Raw genomic sequence first — 20,439 nt, 5'->3', positions numbered from 1 at the left:
CCGCGGTAGGAGCGGCGTGCCCTGCCTCGTCCGCGCAGCGGCCTCGTGCCGCCGGGTGGCCGCGCACTGAGCGGTGCCGCCCAGTCCGTCTCGATTCCGGCGGCCGGCCCTGTCCGGTCGCCATGGGAGTGTGTCCGTGCTGGAAGTGAAGGGCCATGACAGGCCCGCGACCATCTCACCCGACCTCGTCGTCGAGGGCGGCAGAACCGGCCGTCCGGCGTCCACCGTCGAGGTGCCCGGCGACAAGTCGGTCAGCCACCGCGCCCTGCTGGCCGCCCTGCTGCCCGGGGCGCCGCGGCGGCTCACGATCCGCAACGCCAACCTGGGCGGCGCGGTCCGCGCGCTGTTCCCGGCCCTCGGGGCACTCGGCCTGGACACCCTCGTCGAGGGGGACGTCCTCACCGTGCGCCGCGCCGCCCCCGTCCCCCAGCCGGTGCGCCCCCACCACGGGATCCCGCACTGGCCGGACAGCAGTCCGTCGTGGCCGGACGGCATCCCCTATCTGGAGACCGCGGGTTCCAGCGCGGCAGCCCGGCTTCTGATCGGGGTGCTCGCAGGCACCGGACGGGCCGCCGTCGTGGACGGGGACGACGTGCTGCGGCACCGCCCCATGGACTGGATCGTCGCCCCCCTGAACGAACTGGGGTCGGACATCCGCTACTTGGGCGACCCCGGCCGGCTGCCGGTGCTCGTCAGCGGCCGGGTGCACCGCTCCCGGCGGGTGGAGTTGGCCGTGGGCAGCGCCCAGGCCCGTTCGGCGGTCCTGCTCGGCGCGGTCGCGGCCGGCGTACCGGTCGAACTGCGCCACCCCGTGCGCTCACGGGACCACACCGAGCGGATGCTCGCCGCCTTCGGCGCCCGGCTGACCGAGGGCCCCGGCGCGGTCGGCTACGACGGTGGAGCCTGTTCCGTGCCGCCGGTCATCGACGTCCCCGGCGACCCGTCGCTGGCGGCCTATCCCGTCGCCGCGCACCTGTTGCGGGGCGGCGGCGGAGAACTGCGGATCCCCGACGTCTGCCTGAATCCGACCAGGACCGGCTTCTTCGACGTCCTGCGCCGCGCCGGGGCAGCCGTCGACTACCAGGACCTGCGCACCACCGCCGGCGGCGAACCCGTCGGTACGGTCGTCGCCAGGGCCGGTCTGGACGGCGTCCGGGCGGTGACGGCCGACGACCCCGGGACACTGCACGCCCTGATCGACGAGGTGCCGCTGATCGCCGTGGTCGCGGCCCGGCTGCCCGGCACGTCGAGGATCGGCTGCGCCGGGGAACTGCGGTTCAAGGAGACGGACCGGCTCGAAACGACCGCGCGGATGGCCGCCGCCTTCGGCGCCCGTGTCGCCGTGGAACCGGACGGGCTGACGGTGCACGGATCGGGTGCGGGCGGCACCGACGGGCTGTCCGCCGGGACCGTGCCCGGGTTCGAGGACCACCGCGTCGCCATGGCCGCGGCCACCCTGGCCACAGCTCTGCTCGGGCGCACCACGATCACCGGCGGCGCCTGCCACACCACGTCCTTCCCCGGTTTCACCGCCGTCCTGCGGGCGGTCGGCGCCGCGATCCACGAGGTCACCCTGTGATGAACAGCAACCGATTACGCACGGCGTACGAGGCCCGGTCGACCGGTACCACGGCGGGCCCCGCGTTCAGCTCCGGCCACGGCCCCTGGCTCCGTACCGACGACGGGACCGCCTGGTTCGACGGCACCTCCGGCAGCGGGGCGGCCACCCTCGGCCACCAGCATCCGGCGGTCGTCGAGGCCGCCGCCGCCCAGCTGACGCGGCTCGCCCACACCGGCTGCAGGCTGAACTCCGATCCGCGCCTCCGGATGGTCCGCCGGCTGGGTGCGCTGTCCCCCTACCGGGAGCCCGCGGTGCTGCCCACCGTGACCGGCTCGGAAGCCGTCGAGGCCGCCCTGAAAGTGGCCCGCGCGGCGACGGGACACCGGTCGGTCGTCGGCTTCCGCCACGCCTACCACGGCAAGACCGCGGGGGCGCTGGCACTGACCTGGCGGGCCGAGTTCAAGCGGTTCGGCGCCGGGCCGCACGGCTCGGTCTTCACGGCCGCGCTGCCGGATCCTCGGCGCCCGTACGAGGACGGGGCGCACCTGTACGAGGACGGCTCGCAGCCCTGTGAGAACGGCTCAGGTGGGACAGCGGCCGGCACAGCGGCTTTCCTGTCATCGCTGACCGCCGCACTGGACGAAGCCGAACGCCACGGGGGAGTGGCCGCCGTCGTCCTGGAGCCGATCCAGGTCACCGAGGGGGTGCTGACCGTCGACCCGGCCCTGCTGGACCTGATCGCGCGGGCCGCGCACGACCGGGGCGCCCTGCTGGTGCTGGACGAGATCTACACCGGACTCGGCCGCGCGGGACGGATGTTCACGGCCGAACTCATGGCGGAGGTTCCCGACCTGACCCTGGTCGGCAAGACGCTGGGCAACGGCTTCCCGATCAGCGCCGTACTGGGAGAACGGCGGGTCATGGACGCGCTGCCCCCAGGGGTGCAGACGTCGACGTACTCCGGCAGCCCGCTGTGCTGCGCCGCCGCCTCGGCGGTCCTCGACACCCTGGTCACCCAGGACGTCCCGGCCAGGGCCCGGTCCCTGGGGCGGCGGCTCGGTGTCCGGCTCGGCGAACTCGCCGCCCATCACCCGTGGATGGCCGCCGTGCGCACCGCCGGGGCCCTGGCGGCCTTCGACTGCACCCGGCACGGCCGGCCCGACCCGGCGCGCGCCGAGGCGGTCGTCGAGGCCGCGTCACGGGCCCGGCTGCTGCTGTTCGGAGGGGGACCGGAAGGGGCCACTGTCAAGATCGTCCCGCCTGCCCTGCTGACGGAGTACGAGCTGGAGTTCCTCCTCCGAGCCCTCGCCACCGCGGTCTCCGACGCCGACCGGACAGAAGCGGGCCGGACAGAAGTGAGCCGGGGAGAAGCGGGCCGGGGAGCAGCGGACCAGGCAGGAGGAGTCCTGCGATGACGTTCCAGCAACTCTCCGAAGCCGTACTGCGGAACGACCTGTGCACCGTGTGCGGGGCCTGCCAACTCGCCTGCCCCGCCGGGGTGGTGGGCTTCTCGGGCCTTGAACCGGTGCTCACCGAACCCTCGTGGACCGAGTCCGACTGCGGCGAGTGCCAGGACTGCCTGGACGTCTGCCCCGGCGCCGACCCGGGCACCCCGGCCGCCGAGACGAGGCTGTTCGGGCGGAGCCGTACTTCGCGGGAGCGGTGGACCGGCATCTTCTCCGAGGTGCTCGCCGGCCACGCGCTCGACCCCGTCGTCTTCGAGGCGTCCGCGAGCGGCGGCAGCCTCACCGCACTCCTCCAGACCGCACTCGCGGTGCTCGGCACCGACGTCGTACTGACGATGGGCCGGGACCCGGAGCAGCCCTGGCGGGCCGCGCCCGCCCTGGTCCGGGAGCCGCACCTGCTGGCGGAGACCGCGCAGTCCACGTACCAGCTCGCCCCCTATCTGGGCGCGCTCCGGGACGTGATGCTCACCGAACCCGACGCCGACGTGGCGGTGGTCGGCGTCGCCTGCCACATCCAGGCGCTGCGCAAGCTCCAGGCCATGGACACCGCCGCCGGGCGCTGGGCCCGCGACCATGTCGTGCTCGCCGTCGAACCCGCCTGCTCGTCCAGCACCCGTCCCGAGGGCACCCGGGCCGTCATCGAGGAACGCGCGCTGATCCCGGTCGACTCCGTGGTCCGGCTCCGCTACCGCGAGGGCGACTACCCCGGTGAGATCGCGATCGGCACCCGGGACGGCGGCGACCACCGGGTGGCGTTCTGGCAGGCCGTGCGGGACTTCGCGAAGAACAAGACGTACCGCTGTCTGTCGTGCGGGGACTGGCTGTCGGGGCTGGCCGACGTCAGCGTCAGCGACGGCGATCCCAATATCTTCGCCGCCAGCGTGGACAGGGCGCGCGAACTCAAGCACGGCCGGGTGTTCGTCCGTACCGGGGCCGGTGCCGCCGCGGTCGCCGCGGCCCGGGACCACGGCTTCTTCACGGGCAGGCCCACGGACCTGTCCGGGCTGAACCTCGGCCTGGAGCGCAAACGCAACCGCCGCGCCTCGTACGAGAGGTCCGGCAGGCCCGTGCCGCACGGCCCGATCCCCGGTCACCGGGAGCAACTGGAGATCGTCCCGGACGAACGGTGGATCGCCGTACCCGGCGAGGACCCACCCACGCACCGGTCGGCGGAGCGGCCGACTGAGCGGTCGACTGCGCGGTCGGCGGAGTCGCTTGCGGACGGGCCGGCGGACCGGCTGACCGTCGCCGACCGAGGGAGCAGCCGATGACCTCTGCCGTGGACACCCGCACGGTCCTGTCGCGACGACTGCTGGCCGGCCGCGGCGCACTGCCCGAGCCGGTCGAGGTGGGCGTCGGACCGGTCGGCACCGGCGAGTTGCGCATCCGCGCGGCGTACAGCCTGATCAGCCCCGGCACCGAACTGCACTACCTGGACCGGCTGATGGGCAGCGGCGAGACCTTCCCGCTGGGCTACTGCTCGGCGGGCACGGTGGAAGCCGTCGGCCCCGGCACGACCGGCTTCGCGGTGGGCGACCGGGTGACCGCGATGGGATGGGGCGAGGCCACCCACGGCGACGTGGTCGTCGTGCCCTACCGGCTGTGCCGACGGGTGCCCGACACCATGCACCTGGCCGACGCCGTCGTGGCCAACCTGGCCGCCACCGCCGTGCACGCCGTCGACCGTGCCGAACTGAGCCCCGGTGACGAGGTCGCGGTCGTCGGCGCGGGCATGGTCGGACTGCTGATCGCCCAGACCGCCGCTGCCGCCGGGCACCAGGTCACCGTCACCGACCTGCATCCCGGCCGGCTGCGCACGGCCGAGGCGCTGGACGTGCGGGTGTGGGAGTCGCCCTTCCCGCCTGGCCCGCCCGGCGCCCCGGCCCCGGCCGGGAGTTCCCGCTGTGTCTTCCTCTGCGGTACCGGAGAGGCGAGCGGCACCCTGGCCGAGGCAGCCCGCTGGGCCGGCCGCGCCCCCGTCCGGCCACGGGTGGTCGGTGTGGGACGGTTCGCCGCGCGGGTCGAGTTCAGCGTCGACCTGGGCAATCTGGACCTGCGGTACGCGGCCCGCTGCGGAGCGGGATACCGCGACTACGCCTACGCCCGCGGCTACACCGACGTCACCCCGCCCCGGGGCCAGGCGACCGTCACCGAGAACCTGCAGCGGGCCCTGGACCTGATCGCCGACGGGGCCGTCCGCCCGGACCGGATGGGCCTACCCCGGCTGCCGCTGGAGCAGGCCGCCGACGCGTACGCCGAACTGCGAGGACGCCCCGCCCACCCCGCGGTGGTCTTCGCCTACGAACCGGCCGAGGAGAGCCGCACATGACCCACACCGTTCCGGTGACCGCCGTGCACACCGGTCACCGTCCGTTCCCGGACGCCGACCGGGCGGGCACCCTGATCCACCGCTTCCTGCGGACCGCCGACGCCTTCCCCCACCGGGAGGCCGTCGTCACCCCGGACGTCCGCTGGACCTACCGGCGGACCGCGGAGCTGTCCGCCCGGGTGTCCGCCGCGCTGGCCGACGCCGGTCTGCGCCCGGGAGACCGGGTCGGACTGCTCTTCTCGCACGGCGCCGAGATGATCGGCGCCCTCCTCGGCGCGCTGCGCGCCGGCCTGTCCTACGTCCCCCTGGACGCCGCCTATCCGCCACCGAGACTGGCCGGCATGGCCGCCGACGCGGGCATCCGTACGCTCGTCGCCGGCCCCGAGCACATGGGGTCGGCCCCGTCGATCGTCGACGGGCTGTCCTGCCCGGTGCTCTCGTACGAGGCACTGGTCCGGCAGTACGAGCCGGTGCGGGACAACCCTCTCGTCGAGGAGAGCCCCGCGCGCCCGGAGTCGGAGGCGTACGTCCTGTTCACCTCGGGCTCCACCGGCCGCCCCAAGCCCGTCACCCAGACACATCGCAACGTGCTGCACCACATCCGCGTCTGGACCGACGGGCTCGCGGTGGGCCCCCTCGACCGGCTCTCCCTGCAGTCCGCGTACAGCTGGGACTCGGCGGTCCAGGACACCTTCGCCGCGCTCCTCAACGGGGCGGCGCTGTACCCGGTGGACCTCAAGTCGCTCGGTGTCACAGGCCTGTTGGAGTGGCTGGCCGACGAGCGGGTCACCGTGTACCACTCCACGCTGCCGGTCTTCCGGGCCCTGGCGCGGACCATGGGGACCCGCGGAGTGCGGTTGCCCGCCATGCGGATGCTCGCCCTCGGCGGCGACACCCTCCACCTCGCCGACCTCGACGCCTGCCGGCGCCACTTCGAGCCGCACTGCCGGGTGGCCGGGGCCTACGGTTCCACGGAGTGCTCCTGCGCCCTGCTGCGGGTCGCCGACCTCTCCTACCGGCCGCCCACCGGTGTGTTCCCGCTGGGCCGGGCGGTGCCCGAGACGGAGATCCGGCTGCTCGACGACGACGGCCGCACGGTCCACGGGCCGGGGGAGGGCGAGATCGTCGTGGTCAGCGACCACCTCGCCCCGGGCACGGCCCCGGACGGCAGGACGTACCGTACGGGCGACCTTGCCAGGCGGCTGGACGACGGGACGCTGCTGCTCGTCGGGCGCCGGGGGACGCAGGTCAAGATCTCCGGGATCCGGGTGGAGACCGGCGAGGTGGAGGCCGCCCTCAAGCAGCTCGCACAGGTGCGCGAGGCGGTGGTGGCGCCGTACACCGACGGGATGGGCGAGCGTCAACTCGCCGCCTACGTGGTGGGCGAGACGGGTGAGGGGCTCGAACCGGCGCTACTGCGGGCCGAGTTGCGGCGGACGCTTCCCGATCACGCCGTGCCGACCGCCTATGTGGCCCTGCGAGAACTGCCGTTGACGGCCAATCACAAGATCGACCGTGCGGCCCTGCCCGATCCGCTCACGGCGACCGGGCCCTACCGCGCCCGGCCCGCACCGGCGACGCACGGGCCGGTGGAGGCAGCCGTCACCGAGGCCTGGCAGGACGTACTCGGTGTCCGCGCGCCCGGTCCCGAGGAGAACTTCTTCGATCTGGGCGGCACCTCCCTGCGGATGGCCGCCGTTCACGAACGTCTCACCCGCGCCCTCGCCCCGGCCCTGCGCATGACCGACCTCTACCGGGCCCCGACCATCCGCGCCCTGTCCGCCCTGGTCACCCGGCTGACGACGGAACGCTCCGGACCGCCGTCCGACGACGCCGCCCAGGGGGCCGCCCGCGGCCTGCGCCGCAGGACCGCCCGCCCACCACGCCGGGCGGCGGCCATCACCGCCGCCCACGCGGAAGCCACCCTGCAACCCACCACCCGCTCCGAACCCGCCCTCCGACCCATCACCCATCCCACTCCGCCCGTCGGCGATCAGCGCCGCACCGCCCCAGGAGGCACGCATGGCTGAGCTTCAGGACGCCCCCTTCCCGGCCGGACGTATCGCCGTCGTCGGCATGGACTGCCGACTGCCGGGCGCCCGCAACCCGCACGACTACTGGCAGAACCTGCTCGCGGGCACCGAGCACATCACCGACCTCGACGAGGAGCGGCTGACGGCCGCGGGAGTCTCCGGACGGACCCTCGCCGACACACGCCATGTGCGCCGGGCGGCGGTCGTCGAGGAGACCGACCGGTTCGACGCGTCCTTCTTCTTCCTCAGCTCCCGCGAGGCCGAGCGGATGGACCCGCAGCTGCGGCTGTTCCTGCAGACCGCCTGGGCCGCCATGGAGCACAGCGGCCACGACTCCGAGGTCTACCCGGGCCGCGTCGGCGTCTTCGCCGGGTCGCTGCACAGCACGTACCTGCTGAACAACGTGCTGACCGGCGAGCGCGGCTTCAACGGCTCGCTGGAGCGGATGCAGCAGGACATGGCGACCCTGATGGGCAACGACCCCAACTACCTGACCACCCGCGCCTCCTACCACCTCAAGCTGACCGGCCCCAGTTTCGCCGTGCAGACGGCCTGTTCGACCTCCCTGGTCGCCGTCCATCTGGCCGCCCAGAGCCTGCTGTCGCAGGAGTGCGACCTCGCGCTGGCCGGCGGTGTCGCCCTGCGCTTCCCGCAGGAGGCCGGTTACCTGTACGAGCCCGACGGCATCACCTCCGCCTCCGGCCGGGTACGGCCCTTCGACGCCGGCGCGGACGGCACGGTGTTCGGCAACGGCGCCGGTGTCGTCGCCCTCAAACGGCTGGAGGACGCGCTGGCCGACGGCGACACCGTCTGGGCCGTACTGCTCGGCTCGGCCGTGGGCAACGACGGCAACGACCGCGCGGGATACACCGCTCCGGGCGTGTCCGGCCAGGCCGCCGTACTCGCCGAGGCCCTCGGCGTCGCCGGCGTCGACCCCGCCACCGTCAGCTACCTGGAGGCCCACGGCACCGGTACGCGGATGGGGGACCCGATCGAACTCGCGGCGGCCCGCCAGGCGTACGGCACCGACGGGCCGCTCACCCTGGGGTCGGTGAAGGCCAACATCGGGCACCTGAGCACTGCGGCCGGGGTGGCCGGCCTGATCAAGTGCGTGCTGATGCTGCACCACCGCACGATCGTGCCGATGCCGCACTTCACCGCGTGGAACCCGGAGTGCGCGGCCGACGGAACCCGCTTCCGGGTGGCCACCGCCGCCGAACCGTGGCAGGCCGACGGTTCGGCCCTGCGCTGCGCGGTCACCTCCACCGGCATGGGCGGCACCACCGCCCATGTGGTCCTGGAGGAGGCACCGCCCGCCGCCGCCGAGGTGCCGGGCGCCGCCCCGGCTCCGGCCGTGGTGCTGCTGCCGGTCTCCGCCAAGTCCCCGGCCGCCCTGGAGAAGGCACGCCTCGCGCTCGCCGACCACCTGGAGGCCACCGCACCCGACCCCACCGTGCCGCAGAGCCCGCTCGGCGACACCCGCCTGGACGACGCCGCGTACACCCAGGCCACCACCCGGCACACCTTCGACCACCGGGCCGTGGTCACCGCCCCGGACCGGCAGACCGCCGTCCGCGCGCTACGGACCGGCGAACCCCGGCACGTCTACCAGGACTCCGGGCACCCCGCCCCGCGCCCGGTCACCTTCCTGCTCCCCGGCCAGGGCGCGCAGTACCCCGCCATGGGCCGCGGCTGGTACGAGCAACTGCCGGTCTACCGGGCGGCCTTGGACGAGTGCGCGCATCTGCTCGAACCCGCGCTCGGCTTCGACCTGCGCGACGCCCTCCACCCCGTGTCGCGCGACCGGCAGGACGAGCGGTACGACCTCCGCCGCACCCGCCTCACCCAGCCGGCGCTGTTCGCGGTGGAGTACGCGCTGGCCCGGCAGTACATGGCCTGGGGGATCGGTCCCGCCGCCCTCATCGGGCACAGCATCGGCGAGTACGTCGCCGCCACACTGGCCGGGGTGTTCCAACTCCCCGACGCACTAAGGGTGGTGGCCGAGCGGGGGCGGCTGATCGACGCCCTGCCCGAGGGGGTGATGGCGGCCGTCATGGCGGGCCCCGACAAGCTGGCCCCGTACCTGGGCGACGGGGTGGACCTCGCGGCCGTCAACGAGCCCACCGTCTGCACGGTGGCGGGCGGTCAAGACGCCATGCGGGCGTTCACCGCCAAGCTCACCGCCGACGGCATCACCCACCGCAAGGTCGCCACCTCGCACGCCTTCCACTCGGCGATGATGGAACCGGCGGTGGAACCCCTCACCCGGCTGCTGCGCGAGGTGGAGCTGCGCCGCCCGCGCATTCCCTTCCTGTCCAATCTGACCGGCACCTGGATCCGCGACGAGGAAGCCACCGACCCCGCGTACTGGGGTGCCCATCTGCGTGCGCCGGTCCGGTTCGCGGACGACGTGGCCGCGGCGCTCACCCAGGGGGACCAGGTCTTCGTCGAAGTCGGCCCCGGTCACACCCTCGCCACCTTCACCCGGCGCCACCCGGACCGGGAGACCGGTATGCCGGTGATCACCTCCGCCGCCCGCGGCAAGGACCCCGTGGCCGACCTCACCGCGCTGACGGCGGCGCTGGGCCGCCTGTGGGCGGTCGGTCTCACCCCGGACTGGCAGGGCTACTACGCCGACCGTGGACGCCGTAAGGTCCCGCTGCCCACCTACCCCTTCGAGGACACCCGTTACTGGGTCGAGCCGGGCGGGGGCGCGCTCTCCGGAACGGGCACCTTCTCCGGGGCGGGCACCCTTTCCGGGGCGGGCGGCGACGGCTCCGGCGCCACCGCCGTGGCCAAGCTGCCGCTGGACGAGTGGTTCACCGCGCCGGTGTGGCACCAGGCCGTCGGCACACTCGACGCCGAACCCGTCCCCATCACCGAGCCGGTGCTGCTCTTCGCCGACGCCGACGCCGACGCCGACGCCGACGCCGACGCGGGCACGGCCACGGCCACGGCCACGGACGCTGGCGCCTTAGCGGGCGCCGGCACGGGCGCGGGCTCCGATTCCGGTACGGCCGGTGTCGCCGCCCGGCTGGCGGCACACGCCCTGACCGGTGAGGTGCTGCCGGTCACCGCCGGCAGCGGCTACTCCCGCGACGGCGCCGCCTTCACCGTGCGGCCCGACTCCGAGGAGGACCACCACCGGCTGATCGCCGAACTCCTCGCCGAGAACCGGCTCCCCGGACGGGTCGTCCACGCCTGGTCCACCGCCGCGCTGCCGCTCGACCGGGGCACGGCACGCTTCGAACAGGCCCAGCGGCACGGCCTGTACAGCCTCATCGCCCTGGTGAAGGCGCTCAGCGCGCACGGCGTCACCGAGCCCGTCCAGCTCGACATCGTCAGCGCCGGGGCCTACGCCGTCAGCCCCGCCGATCCCGAACCCGTCGCCGAACTGGCGCCCCTGGCACTCGCCGCCCGGGTCATCGGCCAGGAGCACGGCAACATCGGTGCCCGCCACTTCGACCTGCCCGCCGACCCCGACGAACGGTCGCTGCGTACGCTGGCCGCGGAACTCGCCGGTACCCGGCCTCCCGAGCTGGCCGTGACCCTGCGCGGCGGCCGGCGCTGGGTGGCCGACCTGCGGCCGGTGCGCGCCGACTGGTCCGCCGAGGCCACCTCGCGGCTGCGGCCCGGGGGCGTCCACCTGATCACCGGCGGCCTCGGCGAGATCGGCTCGCTCCTCGCGCACTGGCTGCACCGGGAGACCGGGGCGCGCCTCGCGCTGCTGACCCGGGACCCCCTGCCGGACCCCGCGGAATGGGACGCGTGGCTGGACAGCCATGAGCCGGACGACGAGACCGCCCTGCGGATCGGCCGGCTGCGCTCCCTCCAGGACGCCGGGGCCACCACTTTCCTGGTGCACGCCGATGTGTCCGACGCACAGGCGTTGCGGGCGGCGGTGGAGCGCGTCGAGGAACGGTACGGCGCACTGCACGGGGTGGTGCACGCGGCGGGCCTGCCCGGCGAGCGGTGGGACCGCCCGATCACCGAGTCCGGCGTGGAGCAGTGCCGGTGGCACTTCGTGCCCAAGGCCCACGGCCAGATCGCCCTGGAGGAGGTACTGGCCGGCCGGCAGGTCGACTTCGTCCTGCTGCTCTCCTCGCTGGCCGGTGTCCTCGGCGGGCTGCGCCTGCTGGCCTACGGCGCCGCCAACCACTTCATGGACGCCGCCGCCGAACGGGCCAACCGCTATCTCGACCGCACCGTCTGGATCAGCGCCGCCTGGGACGTGTGGCAGCACCACCAGGACGAGAAGCGGGCCCTGTCCGCGATCGGCCGCAGCATGGACGACAAGGCGATCCAGCCCGAGGAGGGCCTGGAAGCCGTCCGCCGTCTGCTGACCCTGCGCGACGTCTCCCATGTGGCGGTGTCCACCTGGGACATCGGACACCGGCTCGACCAGTGGGTGCGGGACCCGCGCATCGGCCGGCCCGCCGACGGGTCCGCGGCACCAGGACCGGACCTGCCGGACACCGGGCCGGACACCGCCGACCTCACCTCCCAGGTGACCCGGCTGATCGCGGAGGCGCTCGGCAGCGAGGACCTGTCGCCGGAGGCGGACATCTTCGAGCACGGCGGCGACTCGCTCCTGATCGTCCGGCTGCTGTCCGACATCCGCCGGTACTTCTCCGTCGAGGTGCCACTGGCCGACGTCCTGTCCGAACCGACACCCGCGGCGCTGGCCGACGCGGTCCGGCAGCGCATGGAGGTCCGGTCGGAGACGGGACAGGGCGAGGCGGACGCCGACGCGAGCGATGCCACCGAGGAAACCCTCGCGCCCGAACTGGCCGAACTGGCCGCGCTGGCCCCGGAGGACGCCGAGCGGCTCCTGTCCGACGCGCTGAACGAAGACCGGACCGCGGACAAGGTCATCGACCCGGCCATCAACTCAGCCACCGACCCAGCCGCCGACCAGGCCACCGACCGGGCCAAGGAGGCCTGACAGCCATGGACTTCAGCCTGATCTTCTTCTCCGGAGACGAGAAGAACAAGTACCGGTTCGTCTTCGACGCCGCCCGGTACGCCGACGAGAACGGCTTCACCGCCATCTGGACCCCCGAACGGCACTTCCACCGCTTCGGCGGCCTCTACCCCAACCCCTCGGTCCTGGGAGCCGCGCTGGCCGGCGCCACCCAGCGCCTCGGCATCCGCGCGGGCAGCATCGTCCTGCCCCTGCACAGCCCGATCCGGGTGGCCGAGGAATGGGCGGTGGTCGACAACCTGTCCCACGGGCGGGCCGGCATCGCCCTGGCCACCGGGTTCAGCCCGTTGGACTTCGCCATCAACCCGGACGGCTGGCAGGACCGGAGGCAGCGCACCTTCGACGCCGTGGACACCATCCGCGAACTCTGGGAAGGCGCACCGGTCCCGGCCCAGGACGCCCTCGGGAACCACGTCGAACTGGAACTGCACCCCCAGCCGGTCCAGCCCCAGCTGCCGATCTGGCTCACCTGCACCAAGAGCCCGGACACCTTCGAGACGGCCGGCCGCCTCGGCTGCAACGTACTGACCGCCCTGATCGACATGACCAACGAGGAACTGGAGGACAAGCTCGCCCTCTACTACAAGACCCTCCAGGACTACGGTCACGACCCGGACGACGTCACCGTGACGCTGATGCTCCACACCTTCATCGGCACCGACCTGGAGGAGGTGCGGGAGACCGTCCGGCCGCCCTTCACGGACTATCTGCGCTCCTTCCTGACCGTCATCGACTCGCAGAAGAAGAACCTCGCGCCGGGGGCCGGCGTACGGGACATGTCCGAGGCCGACCAGGACCAGCTCATCGAGTTCGCCTTCGACAAGTACTTCGTGAAAGGCGCCCTGTTGGGCACCCCCGACTCCTGCACCGCGGTGGTCGACCGTTTCCAAGGCATGGGCGTGAAGGAGATCGCCTGTCTCATCGACTTCGGCGTGGACGAGCAACTCGTCGTCGAGAGCTTGAGTCACCTCAACGAACTACGGAGGCGATACGCATGACCGCCGGTGTCCCCGCGGGGCTGCCCGAACGGCTCGCCGCGCTCACTCCCGAGCAACTGGGTCTGCTCCGGGCCCGGTTACGCGAGCAACGGCCTCGCGTACACGTGCGGCTGACGCCCGGTCAGGAGCGGCTGTGGCGTGCCCACCGCACCGCCGCCGGGCGGCCCGTGGACGTGGTCTGCCAGGCCGTGCGGCTGACCGGGGCCCCGGTCGACCTCGCCCTGCTGGCCGGACGCGTCCAGGGTTTCGTCCGCGCCCACGAGGCGCTGCGCACCACTTTCGAGGAACACGCGGGGGCCGTACGCCCGGTGGTGCACGAGGACCTGCCTCCCCGGCTGGTCCGCACCCGCTGCCCAGCGGGGCCGGATCAGGCGCACGCCCTGGCCCGTGAGCTGGCGCACGAGCCGTTCGACCTGGCCGAAGGGCCGCTCGTGCGGGTGGCGCTGGCCGAGGGAGCCTCCGCCGAGGAGGCCTGGCTGCTCGTCGTCGTCCACAACCTGGTGTTCGACGCCTGGTCCTTCGAGCTGCTGCTCGACGAACTCGGCCGCGACAGCGCCGAGTTCGCTCCCGCGACGCGTCCCTTCGGCCGTTTCGCCCTGGAGCAGGCCGAGTCGACGGCCGGACCGCAGGGCCGGGCAGCGGCCCGTTTCTGGGCGGAGGAGCTGGCGGGCGCCCCGCCTCCGCTCCCCACCGACCGGCCCCGGGGGCAGGCCGCCCCCGGCGGCGGGGGACGGGTGGACTTCACACTGACCGGCACCGTGGCTCAAGGCATCGCCGCGGCGGCCAGGGACTCGGCCGCCACCGCCTACGCCGGCTGGGTGGCCGTCGCGTGGGCCACGCTCGCCGAGTTCGGCGGCCGACCGGACGTGCTGCTCGGCACCTTCACCGCCAACCGGGACCGGCCGGACGCACAGCGGACCGTCGGCTACCTGCTCAACGTACTGCCGCTGCGTCTGCGCGACCCCGGCGACGGCACCTGGGCGGCGCGGATCCGGGCCGCCCACACGGCGTCGAAAAGGGGGCTGCGGCATGCGGCGTACCCGGGGGAGCTGATCACCGCCGAACGCCGACTCCCGGGCCTGCACCCGCTGTTGGACATGGCGTTCGTGTACGACAGCCCGGTCGGAGGCCCTCGTACGGTGCAGGGTGCCGTCGTGTCCACGGCGGACGTGGACAAGGGCGTGGCCCGCTACGGCCTGACGCTCGCGATCCACCCCGCCCCCGAAGGCGCCTCCGGGTGGATCGAGTACGACACCGGGCTGTACGACAGGAACACGGTGGCCCATCTGGCCGACCGGTTCACGGCTCTGGCCGCGCAGGCGTCCGGTGCGTCAGGGCACACCTCAGGGCCCGTGTCACAACACGCGTCAGGGCACGTGTCAGAGCCCGCGTCGCGAGAGGCCGGGCAGTGATCACGCCGCGGCTGTGCGCCGCCGCCTACGAACTGGGCGAGTACGAGGCTCCCGTGACGGACCTGCCGGAACTGGCCGCCGCGCCGGACGTGGCGGCCGAACTGACCTCCCCTGCGGCCGGGTTCTCCGTCTACCGCTGGTCGCAGGCGCCGCTGGTGGAGCTGATGGCCGCGGCCGCGCAGAAGTGCCTGGCCGGAGCCGGTGTCCCGGGCAAGGCCGTGGACACGGTCCTGCTCGCCACGGACTCGCTCCCGCACGACCGCAGCGCCCACCGCGAGGTCGCCGACCTGCTCCAGGAGACCGGTATGACCGGCGCCACGGTCGCCACCCTCGGCCTGATGGACTGCGCCACGGCGATGTTCGCGCTCGGCAACGCGGCCTCACTGGTCCGGGACGGCACCGCACGGCACGTCATGGTCATCAGCGGTGACCTGGCCGACCTCTCGACCGGCGGGGAGCGCCTGGTGGCCGGCGGCGCGGCAATCGCAAGCGACGGTGCCGCCGCCGCCCTGGTCTCCGCCTACGCACCCGGGCTGCCGGTCCTGGCCATGGCCCACCACGGCGCGGCCGAGGAACGCAGGGACGCTCCACCGCACCAGCGGCTGACCGCCCGCCTGACCGCCTACCGGGAGCTGTTCACCGGCCTGTCGGACCGGCACCGCGTGCGGCCCGACGCGTCGCTCGTCCTGCCCAGCAACTTCGCGCGCGACGTGATGGAGATGTACCTCGCCGACGTCGGGTTCGACAGCCGGCGGATCGCGCTGGACAACGTGGGCCGCATCGCCCACTGCCAGGGCAGCGACCCGCTGATCCACCTCGCCGACCGGCTCGGCGCACCGGAGCCCGCCACCGGCCCGGACACCCCGGAGGAGTACGTCCTGCTCGGCGCCGGCATGTCCCATCTGGCCGCGGTGCTGCTCGGAGCCGACGCGCTCCCGGCGGAGGGAGAGATCCGGTGACCGTCCACGCCACGGCCGCGGAGCCGGTGACCGCCTCGCTCCTGCGCACCACCGCCCGTTGCCTTCCCACCGGGGTCACCGTGGTGACCAGCGGGCTCGGACCCCATGTGCACGGGATGACGGTCAACTCCTTCACGACCCTGTCGCTCGAACCCCCGCTGGTGTCCTTCGGCGTGCGGCACGACGCCAGGATCAGAGGGCTGGTGGAGCGGACCGGCGGCTTCGTCGTCAACGTCCTCGCCGCCGAACAGACCGGGCTGGCCCGGTGGTTCGCCAACCGGAACCGCCCGCTGGGCGCGGAGAGCTTCACCGAGGTGCGTACCGAGGGCGAGCCGGTGACCGGCGGTGTACGCATCGCCGGGACCGTCGGGTACTTCGTCTGCCGGGCCGTGCGGTTCATCGAACTCGGCGACCACATGCTGGTGGTCGGCCTGGTGCAGGAGTGCGGCGCCCGCGAGAACGTACCCCAACTGCTGTTCGTGAACGGAGAGTTGAACGCGGCTCCGGCCCGGCCCGCCGAGCGGCCCCGAGTCGAGGAGCAGTGATCCGCGGAGTGACCCGAGACGTGCCCCGCGACATGACCCGCGAAGTGGCCCGGGAAAGGAACAGGACCCGAAGATGACCGCACCGCGCATCCGCGCACTCCAGGAGGCGGACTATCCCTCGCTGATCGCCCAGGTGGACGACTGGTGGGGCCGCCCGGCAGCCCACATGCTGCCCCGGCTGTTCCTGCGCCACTTCCACGCGACCAGCCTGGCGGCCGTGACCGACCAGGGCGTGGTCGCCGGGTTCCTGGTCGGCATCGTCTCGCCCTCCGAACCGGGGGAGGCACACACCCACTTCATCGCGGTCGCCCCGGGCCACCGCAGGTCCGGCCTCGGCGGTGTCCTCTACGGACGGTTCTTCGAACTGGCCGGCGAGCAGGGGTGCCGGACCGTCACCGCTGTCGTGTCGCCCGGCAACACCCGGTCCCAGCGCTTTCATCTGGCGACGGGGTTCGAGCCGGTTCCCTTGCCGTCGGCGGGCCCGCCTGACACCAAGCGCCTGCCGGACACGGGGGGCCCGACGGACACGAAGGACCTGGCGGACACGGAGGGCCTGCCCGTCTGGAAGGACTGGGACGGCCCGGGGGAGGACCGCGTCCGGTTCTCGTACGCACTGTGACGAGGAGAGTCACCCATGCTGAACATACTCACCACCGAACGGGCCGTCCTCGACAAGGCGCTGCCCGGATTCGACGACCGGCTGACCGAGCTCGGCACGCTGGCCGTCGAGGACCCCGGCACCCATGTCGTCGAGGAGTTCCGCGAAGCCGGCGGTGGCAACGTCCTCATCCCCGCCGCCCTGGGCGGCGGCGGCCTGAACTGTCTGGAAGGGGCGCGTCTGCAGCGGGCGGTGGGCAGCCGGGCCCCCTCGCTGGCCGTGGCGTCGACCATGCACCACTACAAGGTGGCCTGGCTGGCGCACGTGCTGGGCGAGGGGGCCGCCGACGTGCTCTCGGAGATCGTCGGCCGACGGCTGCTCGTCTCCTCCTGCGGTGCCGAAGGCGCTTCCGGCAAACAGCTCTTCGCGCCCGGCATCGAGGTGGCCGCGGCGAACGGCGGCGGCCTGCGGCTCACCGGCTCCAAACGGCCCTGTTCCCTGGTCGGATCGATGGGCCTGCTGACCCTGCTGGCACCCGGGCCGACGGATTCGCCGTACGCGGGAGATCTGCTGATCGTGATGGTGCCCGCCGAGACGCCCGGACTGCGCCGGGAGCCCTTCTGGGGAAACCACGCCCTGCGGGCAGCGCAGACCGACGCCGTGGTGCTGGACGACGTGTTCGTCCCGGACCACATGATCGTCCCGCTGGGCGACCCCGAGCAGGCGGCCGGCCGGCTGAACTCGCTCATGGCACGCTTCCTGATCCTGATCACCGCCGCGTACGTGGGCATCGCCACCGGCCAGGTGGAGCGGCTCTTCGCGGACGGACGAGGACAGGCCGGTGACCGGGTGACTGCCTTCGGCCCGCTGGAGACGGTGTCGGCCGCTGTCGAGGCCGTCGCCCGCGAACTGGACGACAGTTCGTCGGAGGAGGCGCTCATGGGCCGGATCCTGCTGGTCCGGTACACCGCCCAGCGGGCGATCGCGGAGGCCACCGACCGGGTCCTGGAGCTGATGGGCGGCATGTCCTTCGTGCGGGACGGTCACGGGGTGGACCTGCTGGCCGCCAGTCGCGCCCTGGCCTTCCACCCTCCGTCGGAGCACGCCATGCGGGAGCCGCTGGACGCGTGGCTGGGCGGAGGCAAGCTCTCGCTGCTGTGAACCACACCGAGACAGGTACCGGGACGGGGACCGGTACCGAGGCCGGTACAGGCACCGGGACAGGGGCCGGGACCGAGGCCGACGCGCACCCACCCCTGACATGGCCGGGAGAAGCCGAGGAACTGCGCGGAAAGCTGGCCGCCGCCGCCCGGGGCGAGGCCTTCCTGCTCCACGCGGGCAGCGGCATCCCGCCGGGGGCGGTGCCCCGCGCCGAACACATCACCCGGCAACTGACCTTGCTGGCACAGGGCACGGTCGTCCTGTCGTACGCGCTCGGCGTCCCGGTCGTGCCCGTCGCCGAGATCCACGCACCCCCCGCCGAAGGACGCACCGGATCCGCCCAGGCGCCGGACGTCCACCGGGCGTCTGCCATGGCCCTCAACCTGATCCGGGCGTCCGGCGGCGATGCCCGCCCGGAGGTGTCGTGGGCGCACGAACGGAACCGTGCGTTCGTCGCCAGTTCTCCCGAGCGTGCCCGTTACGAGCCGCTGACCGTCAGGATCGGCTCCGCGCTGAGCTTCCTGCACGCGTGCGGGGGCAGGCCCGCGGTGCTGCCGCCACCCGCCGTCAGCCGTGCGGCCCTCGCGGACGACTCCGCGCCGCCCCCGCCCCGTGTCCCCGGCGGCGACCGGTGGGACCCCGTCGGCCACATGGTCTGGCTGCACCCCTCCTCGGCCGGGGACTGCCATGGACCGGCGGCCGGTGCCGCGGCGCGGATCAGCAACCCCGTCGGTGTGGTGGTGGAACCCGGCACCACCCACGACGCCGTCCTCGCGCTGATCGACCGCCTGGACCCGGAGCGCTCCGCGGGACGGCTCACCTTCCTCACCCGGTTCGGGGCGGACCGGATCACCGACCTCCTCCCCGAACTGGTGCAGAAGGTCGCCGCCACCGAGGCCGAGGTCGTCTGGGCCTGCGATCCCTGGCACCGCAACCGCCGGGATCCGGCGGGCGTCCTCGCCGAGGCCGGCGCCTTCGCCGCACTGCACCGAACGCTCGGCACCCACGCGGGCGGCCTCCACCTACCCCCGTACGACGGGCTGTCCCTGTACGACGGGCTGCCCCCGCGCGACGGGGCCGCCGGTCGTCCCGGCGCACTGGACCTGGTCTTCGCGCTGGCCACTCACCCATCAGCCCGCGCCGCACGCGACGGCCGTACGGTCTGATGGTGGGCGAAGTAGTCGACCAGCGCCGGGTCCGGTGCGGCCACGGCGACCGGTGTGCCGTTCGTCCGCAGTGAGGTCGTCGCCGCCGCCGCGCAGGCCACCGCCTCGCGGGCGGCCACCGGGGAGGTCTCGGTGGGGCCTCCGGTGGCGGCGAAGCGCAGGAACTCGTCGACCAGCGCCCGGTCCGCGCCGCCGTGCAGACCGTCCTCCTGCGCCGGGACCAGGACGCTGAGGTCGGCGTCCTGGCGGTAGCCGGACCTGCGCCGGTTCCACACCTTGACGGTGGCGGGTTCGCCGTCGATGCCGTCGCCGAAGTTCTCCAGACGGCCCTCGTCGCCGATGACCGTGTAGTTGCGCCAGTAGTCGGGGGTGAAGTGGCACTGCTGGTAGCTGGTGAGCACTCCGTTGTCGAGGCGGCCGAGCATCATGCTGAGGTCCTCGACGTCGATGACGGGGTTGAGGTCGCGCAGGGCCGACGGCGGCCAGACGTCGGGGTCGTACCAGTCGGGCATCCGCTCACCGTCGGGTACCGGAGCCCGCGCGGGGCGGCGCGGATTGTCGCCGTAGACGGCGAGGGTGCCATGGGCGACGACGTCCCGGGTGTAGCCGCCGGCCAGCCAGTGGATCACATCGAGGTCGTGCGCGCCCTTCTGCAGCAACAGCCCGTTGGTGTGCGCCCGTTCGGCGTGCCAGTCCTTGAAGTAGAAGTCCCCGCCGTGACCCACGAAGTGGCGGCACCAGATGGAACGTACGGTGCCGATCTCCCCCTTGTCGATCAGCTCCCGCATGCGGCGCAGGATCGGCAGATGCCGCAGGTTGTGGCCGACGTACAGCCGGGTGCGGGAGCGGAAGGCGGCGGCGAGCAGGGAGTCGCAGTCCTCGACGCTGATCGCGAGGGGTTTCTCGACGAACACGGAGGTCCCGGCGCGGAGGAAGAACAGCGCGGGCCCGGTGTGCAGATGGTCGGGGGTGAGGACGAACACCGCGTCCAGGCCGTCGTCGAGCATGTCCTCGTACCGCTCGTGCACCGTGACGTCCGCACCGAACAGACGCCTGGCGTCCTCGCGGCCACGGGGGTCGGGGTCGGCGCAGGACACCACCCGGGCGACACCCGGCCGGTTCGCCAGCGTGGCGAGCGGCGCGCGCTGGCCGACCCCCACCACTCCGACGCGCAGTTCGGCATGCGGTGGCTCGGTGCCCGCCGGCTGGGCGCGGTCATCCATGTAG

The 20,439-nt window shown here is 73.5% G+C and carries 14 protein-coding genes; 13 read left to right on the top strand and 1 reads right to left on the bottom strand.

The genetic code is table 11. The features are described from left to right. Positions 1-136: 136 nt before the first annotated feature. From C6Y14_RS30270 to C6Y14_RS30210, 13 genes are all read left to right on the top strand, one after another. The gene (locus tag C6Y14_RS30270; protein ID WP_225891355.1) at positions 137-1,579 is read left to right on the top strand and encodes a 3-phosphoshikimate 1-carboxyvinyltransferase; all 1,443 of its coding nucleotides are present in this window, start codon (positions 137-139) and stop codon (positions 1,577-1,579) included. Continuing rightward, positions 1,579-2,976: an aspartate aminotransferase family protein gene (locus tag C6Y14_RS30265; RefSeq protein ID WP_107020033.1), complete on the top strand. Its 1,398-nt coding sequence runs from the start codon at positions 1,579-1,581 to the stop codon at positions 2,974-2,976. The genes C6Y14_RS30270 and C6Y14_RS30265 overlap by 1 nt, the downstream gene beginning before the upstream one ends. Then, positions 2,973-4,298: a Coenzyme F420 hydrogenase/dehydrogenase, beta subunit C-terminal domain gene (locus tag C6Y14_RS30260; protein WP_199854909.1), complete on the top strand. Its 1,326-nt coding sequence runs from the start codon at positions 2,973-2,975 to the stop codon at positions 4,296-4,298. Before C6Y14_RS30265 ends, C6Y14_RS30260 begins: the two co-directional genes overlap by 4 nt. Beyond that, positions 4,295-5,356, top strand: coding sequence for a zinc-dependent alcohol dehydrogenase (locus C6Y14_RS30255; protein WP_107020032.1), 1,062 nt, complete (start codon positions 4,295-4,297; stop codon positions 5,354-5,356). Before C6Y14_RS30260 ends, C6Y14_RS30255 begins: the two co-directional genes overlap by 4 nt. Beyond that, positions 5,353-7,386 carry a non-ribosomal peptide synthetase gene (locus tag C6Y14_RS30250; RefSeq protein ID WP_107020031.1) on the top strand — a complete coding sequence of 678 codons (2,034 nt, stop codon included), beginning with the start codon at positions 5,353-5,355 and terminating at the stop codon, positions 7,384-7,386. The genes C6Y14_RS30255 and C6Y14_RS30250 overlap by 4 nt, the downstream gene beginning before the upstream one ends. Continuing rightward, complete coding sequence (locus tag C6Y14_RS30245) at positions 7,379-12,334, top strand: type I polyketide synthase (RefSeq protein ID WP_107020030.1); 4,956 nt, start codon at positions 7,379-7,381, stop codon at positions 12,332-12,334. Before C6Y14_RS30250 ends, C6Y14_RS30245 begins: the two co-directional genes overlap by 8 nt. A 5-nt stretch (positions 12,335-12,339) precedes the next feature. Then, positions 12,340-13,371, top strand: coding sequence for a MupA/Atu3671 family FMN-dependent luciferase-like monooxygenase (locus C6Y14_RS30240; protein WP_107020029.1), 1,032 nt, complete (start codon positions 12,340-12,342; stop codon positions 13,369-13,371). Next, positions 13,368-14,783 (top strand): condensation domain-containing protein, encoded by a 1,416-nt coding sequence (locus C6Y14_RS30235; protein WP_107020028.1) that lies wholly within the window; start codon positions 13,368-13,370, stop codon positions 14,781-14,783. Before C6Y14_RS30240 ends, C6Y14_RS30235 begins: the two co-directional genes overlap by 4 nt. Further along, positions 14,780-15,742, top strand: a complete 963-nt coding sequence (locus C6Y14_RS30230; protein WP_107020027.1) for an acyl carrier protein — start codon at positions 14,780-14,782, stop codon at positions 15,740-15,742. Before C6Y14_RS30235 ends, C6Y14_RS30230 begins: the two co-directional genes overlap by 4 nt. Further along, entirely contained in the window at positions 15,739-16,287 is a 549-nt protein-coding gene (locus C6Y14_RS30225; RefSeq protein WP_107020026.1) for a flavin reductase family protein, read from the top strand. Before C6Y14_RS30230 ends, C6Y14_RS30225 begins: the two co-directional genes overlap by 4 nt. 73 nt (positions 16,288-16,360) lie before the next feature. Further along, complete coding sequence (locus tag C6Y14_RS30220) at positions 16,361-16,906, top strand: GNAT family N-acetyltransferase (RefSeq protein ID WP_107020025.1); 546 nt, start codon at positions 16,361-16,363, stop codon at positions 16,904-16,906. A 15-nt stretch (positions 16,907-16,921) separates the two neighbouring features. Beyond that, positions 16,922-18,046, top strand: coding sequence for an acyl-CoA dehydrogenase family protein (locus C6Y14_RS30215; RefSeq protein ID WP_107020024.1), 1,125 nt, complete (start codon positions 16,922-16,924; stop codon positions 18,044-18,046). After that, entirely contained in the window at positions 18,043-19,212 is a 1,170-nt protein-coding gene (locus C6Y14_RS30210) for a 3-deoxy-7-phosphoheptulonate synthase (RefSeq protein WP_159074335.1), read from the top strand. Before C6Y14_RS30215 ends, C6Y14_RS30210 begins: the two co-directional genes overlap by 4 nt. Here the strand turns inward: C6Y14_RS30210 and C6Y14_RS30205 are convergent. Then, positions 19,170-20,435 carry a Gfo/Idh/MocA family protein gene (locus C6Y14_RS30205; protein WP_107020022.1) on the bottom strand — a complete coding sequence of 422 codons (1,266 nt, stop codon included), beginning with the start codon at positions 20,433-20,435 and terminating at the stop codon, positions 19,170-19,172. The two genes, C6Y14_RS30210 and C6Y14_RS30205, sit on opposite strands and share 43 nt — an antisense overlap. Between the last annotated feature and the right edge of the window lie 4 nt (positions 20,436-20,439).

The organism is Streptomyces dioscori, assembly GCF_003024195.1.
GTDB lineage: Bacteria > Actinomycetota > Actinomycetes > Streptomycetales > Streptomycetaceae > Streptomyces > Streptomyces dioscori.
Note: the sequence above shows the minus strand (reverse complement) of the source record. Positions and strands in the feature narration are given on the sequence as shown.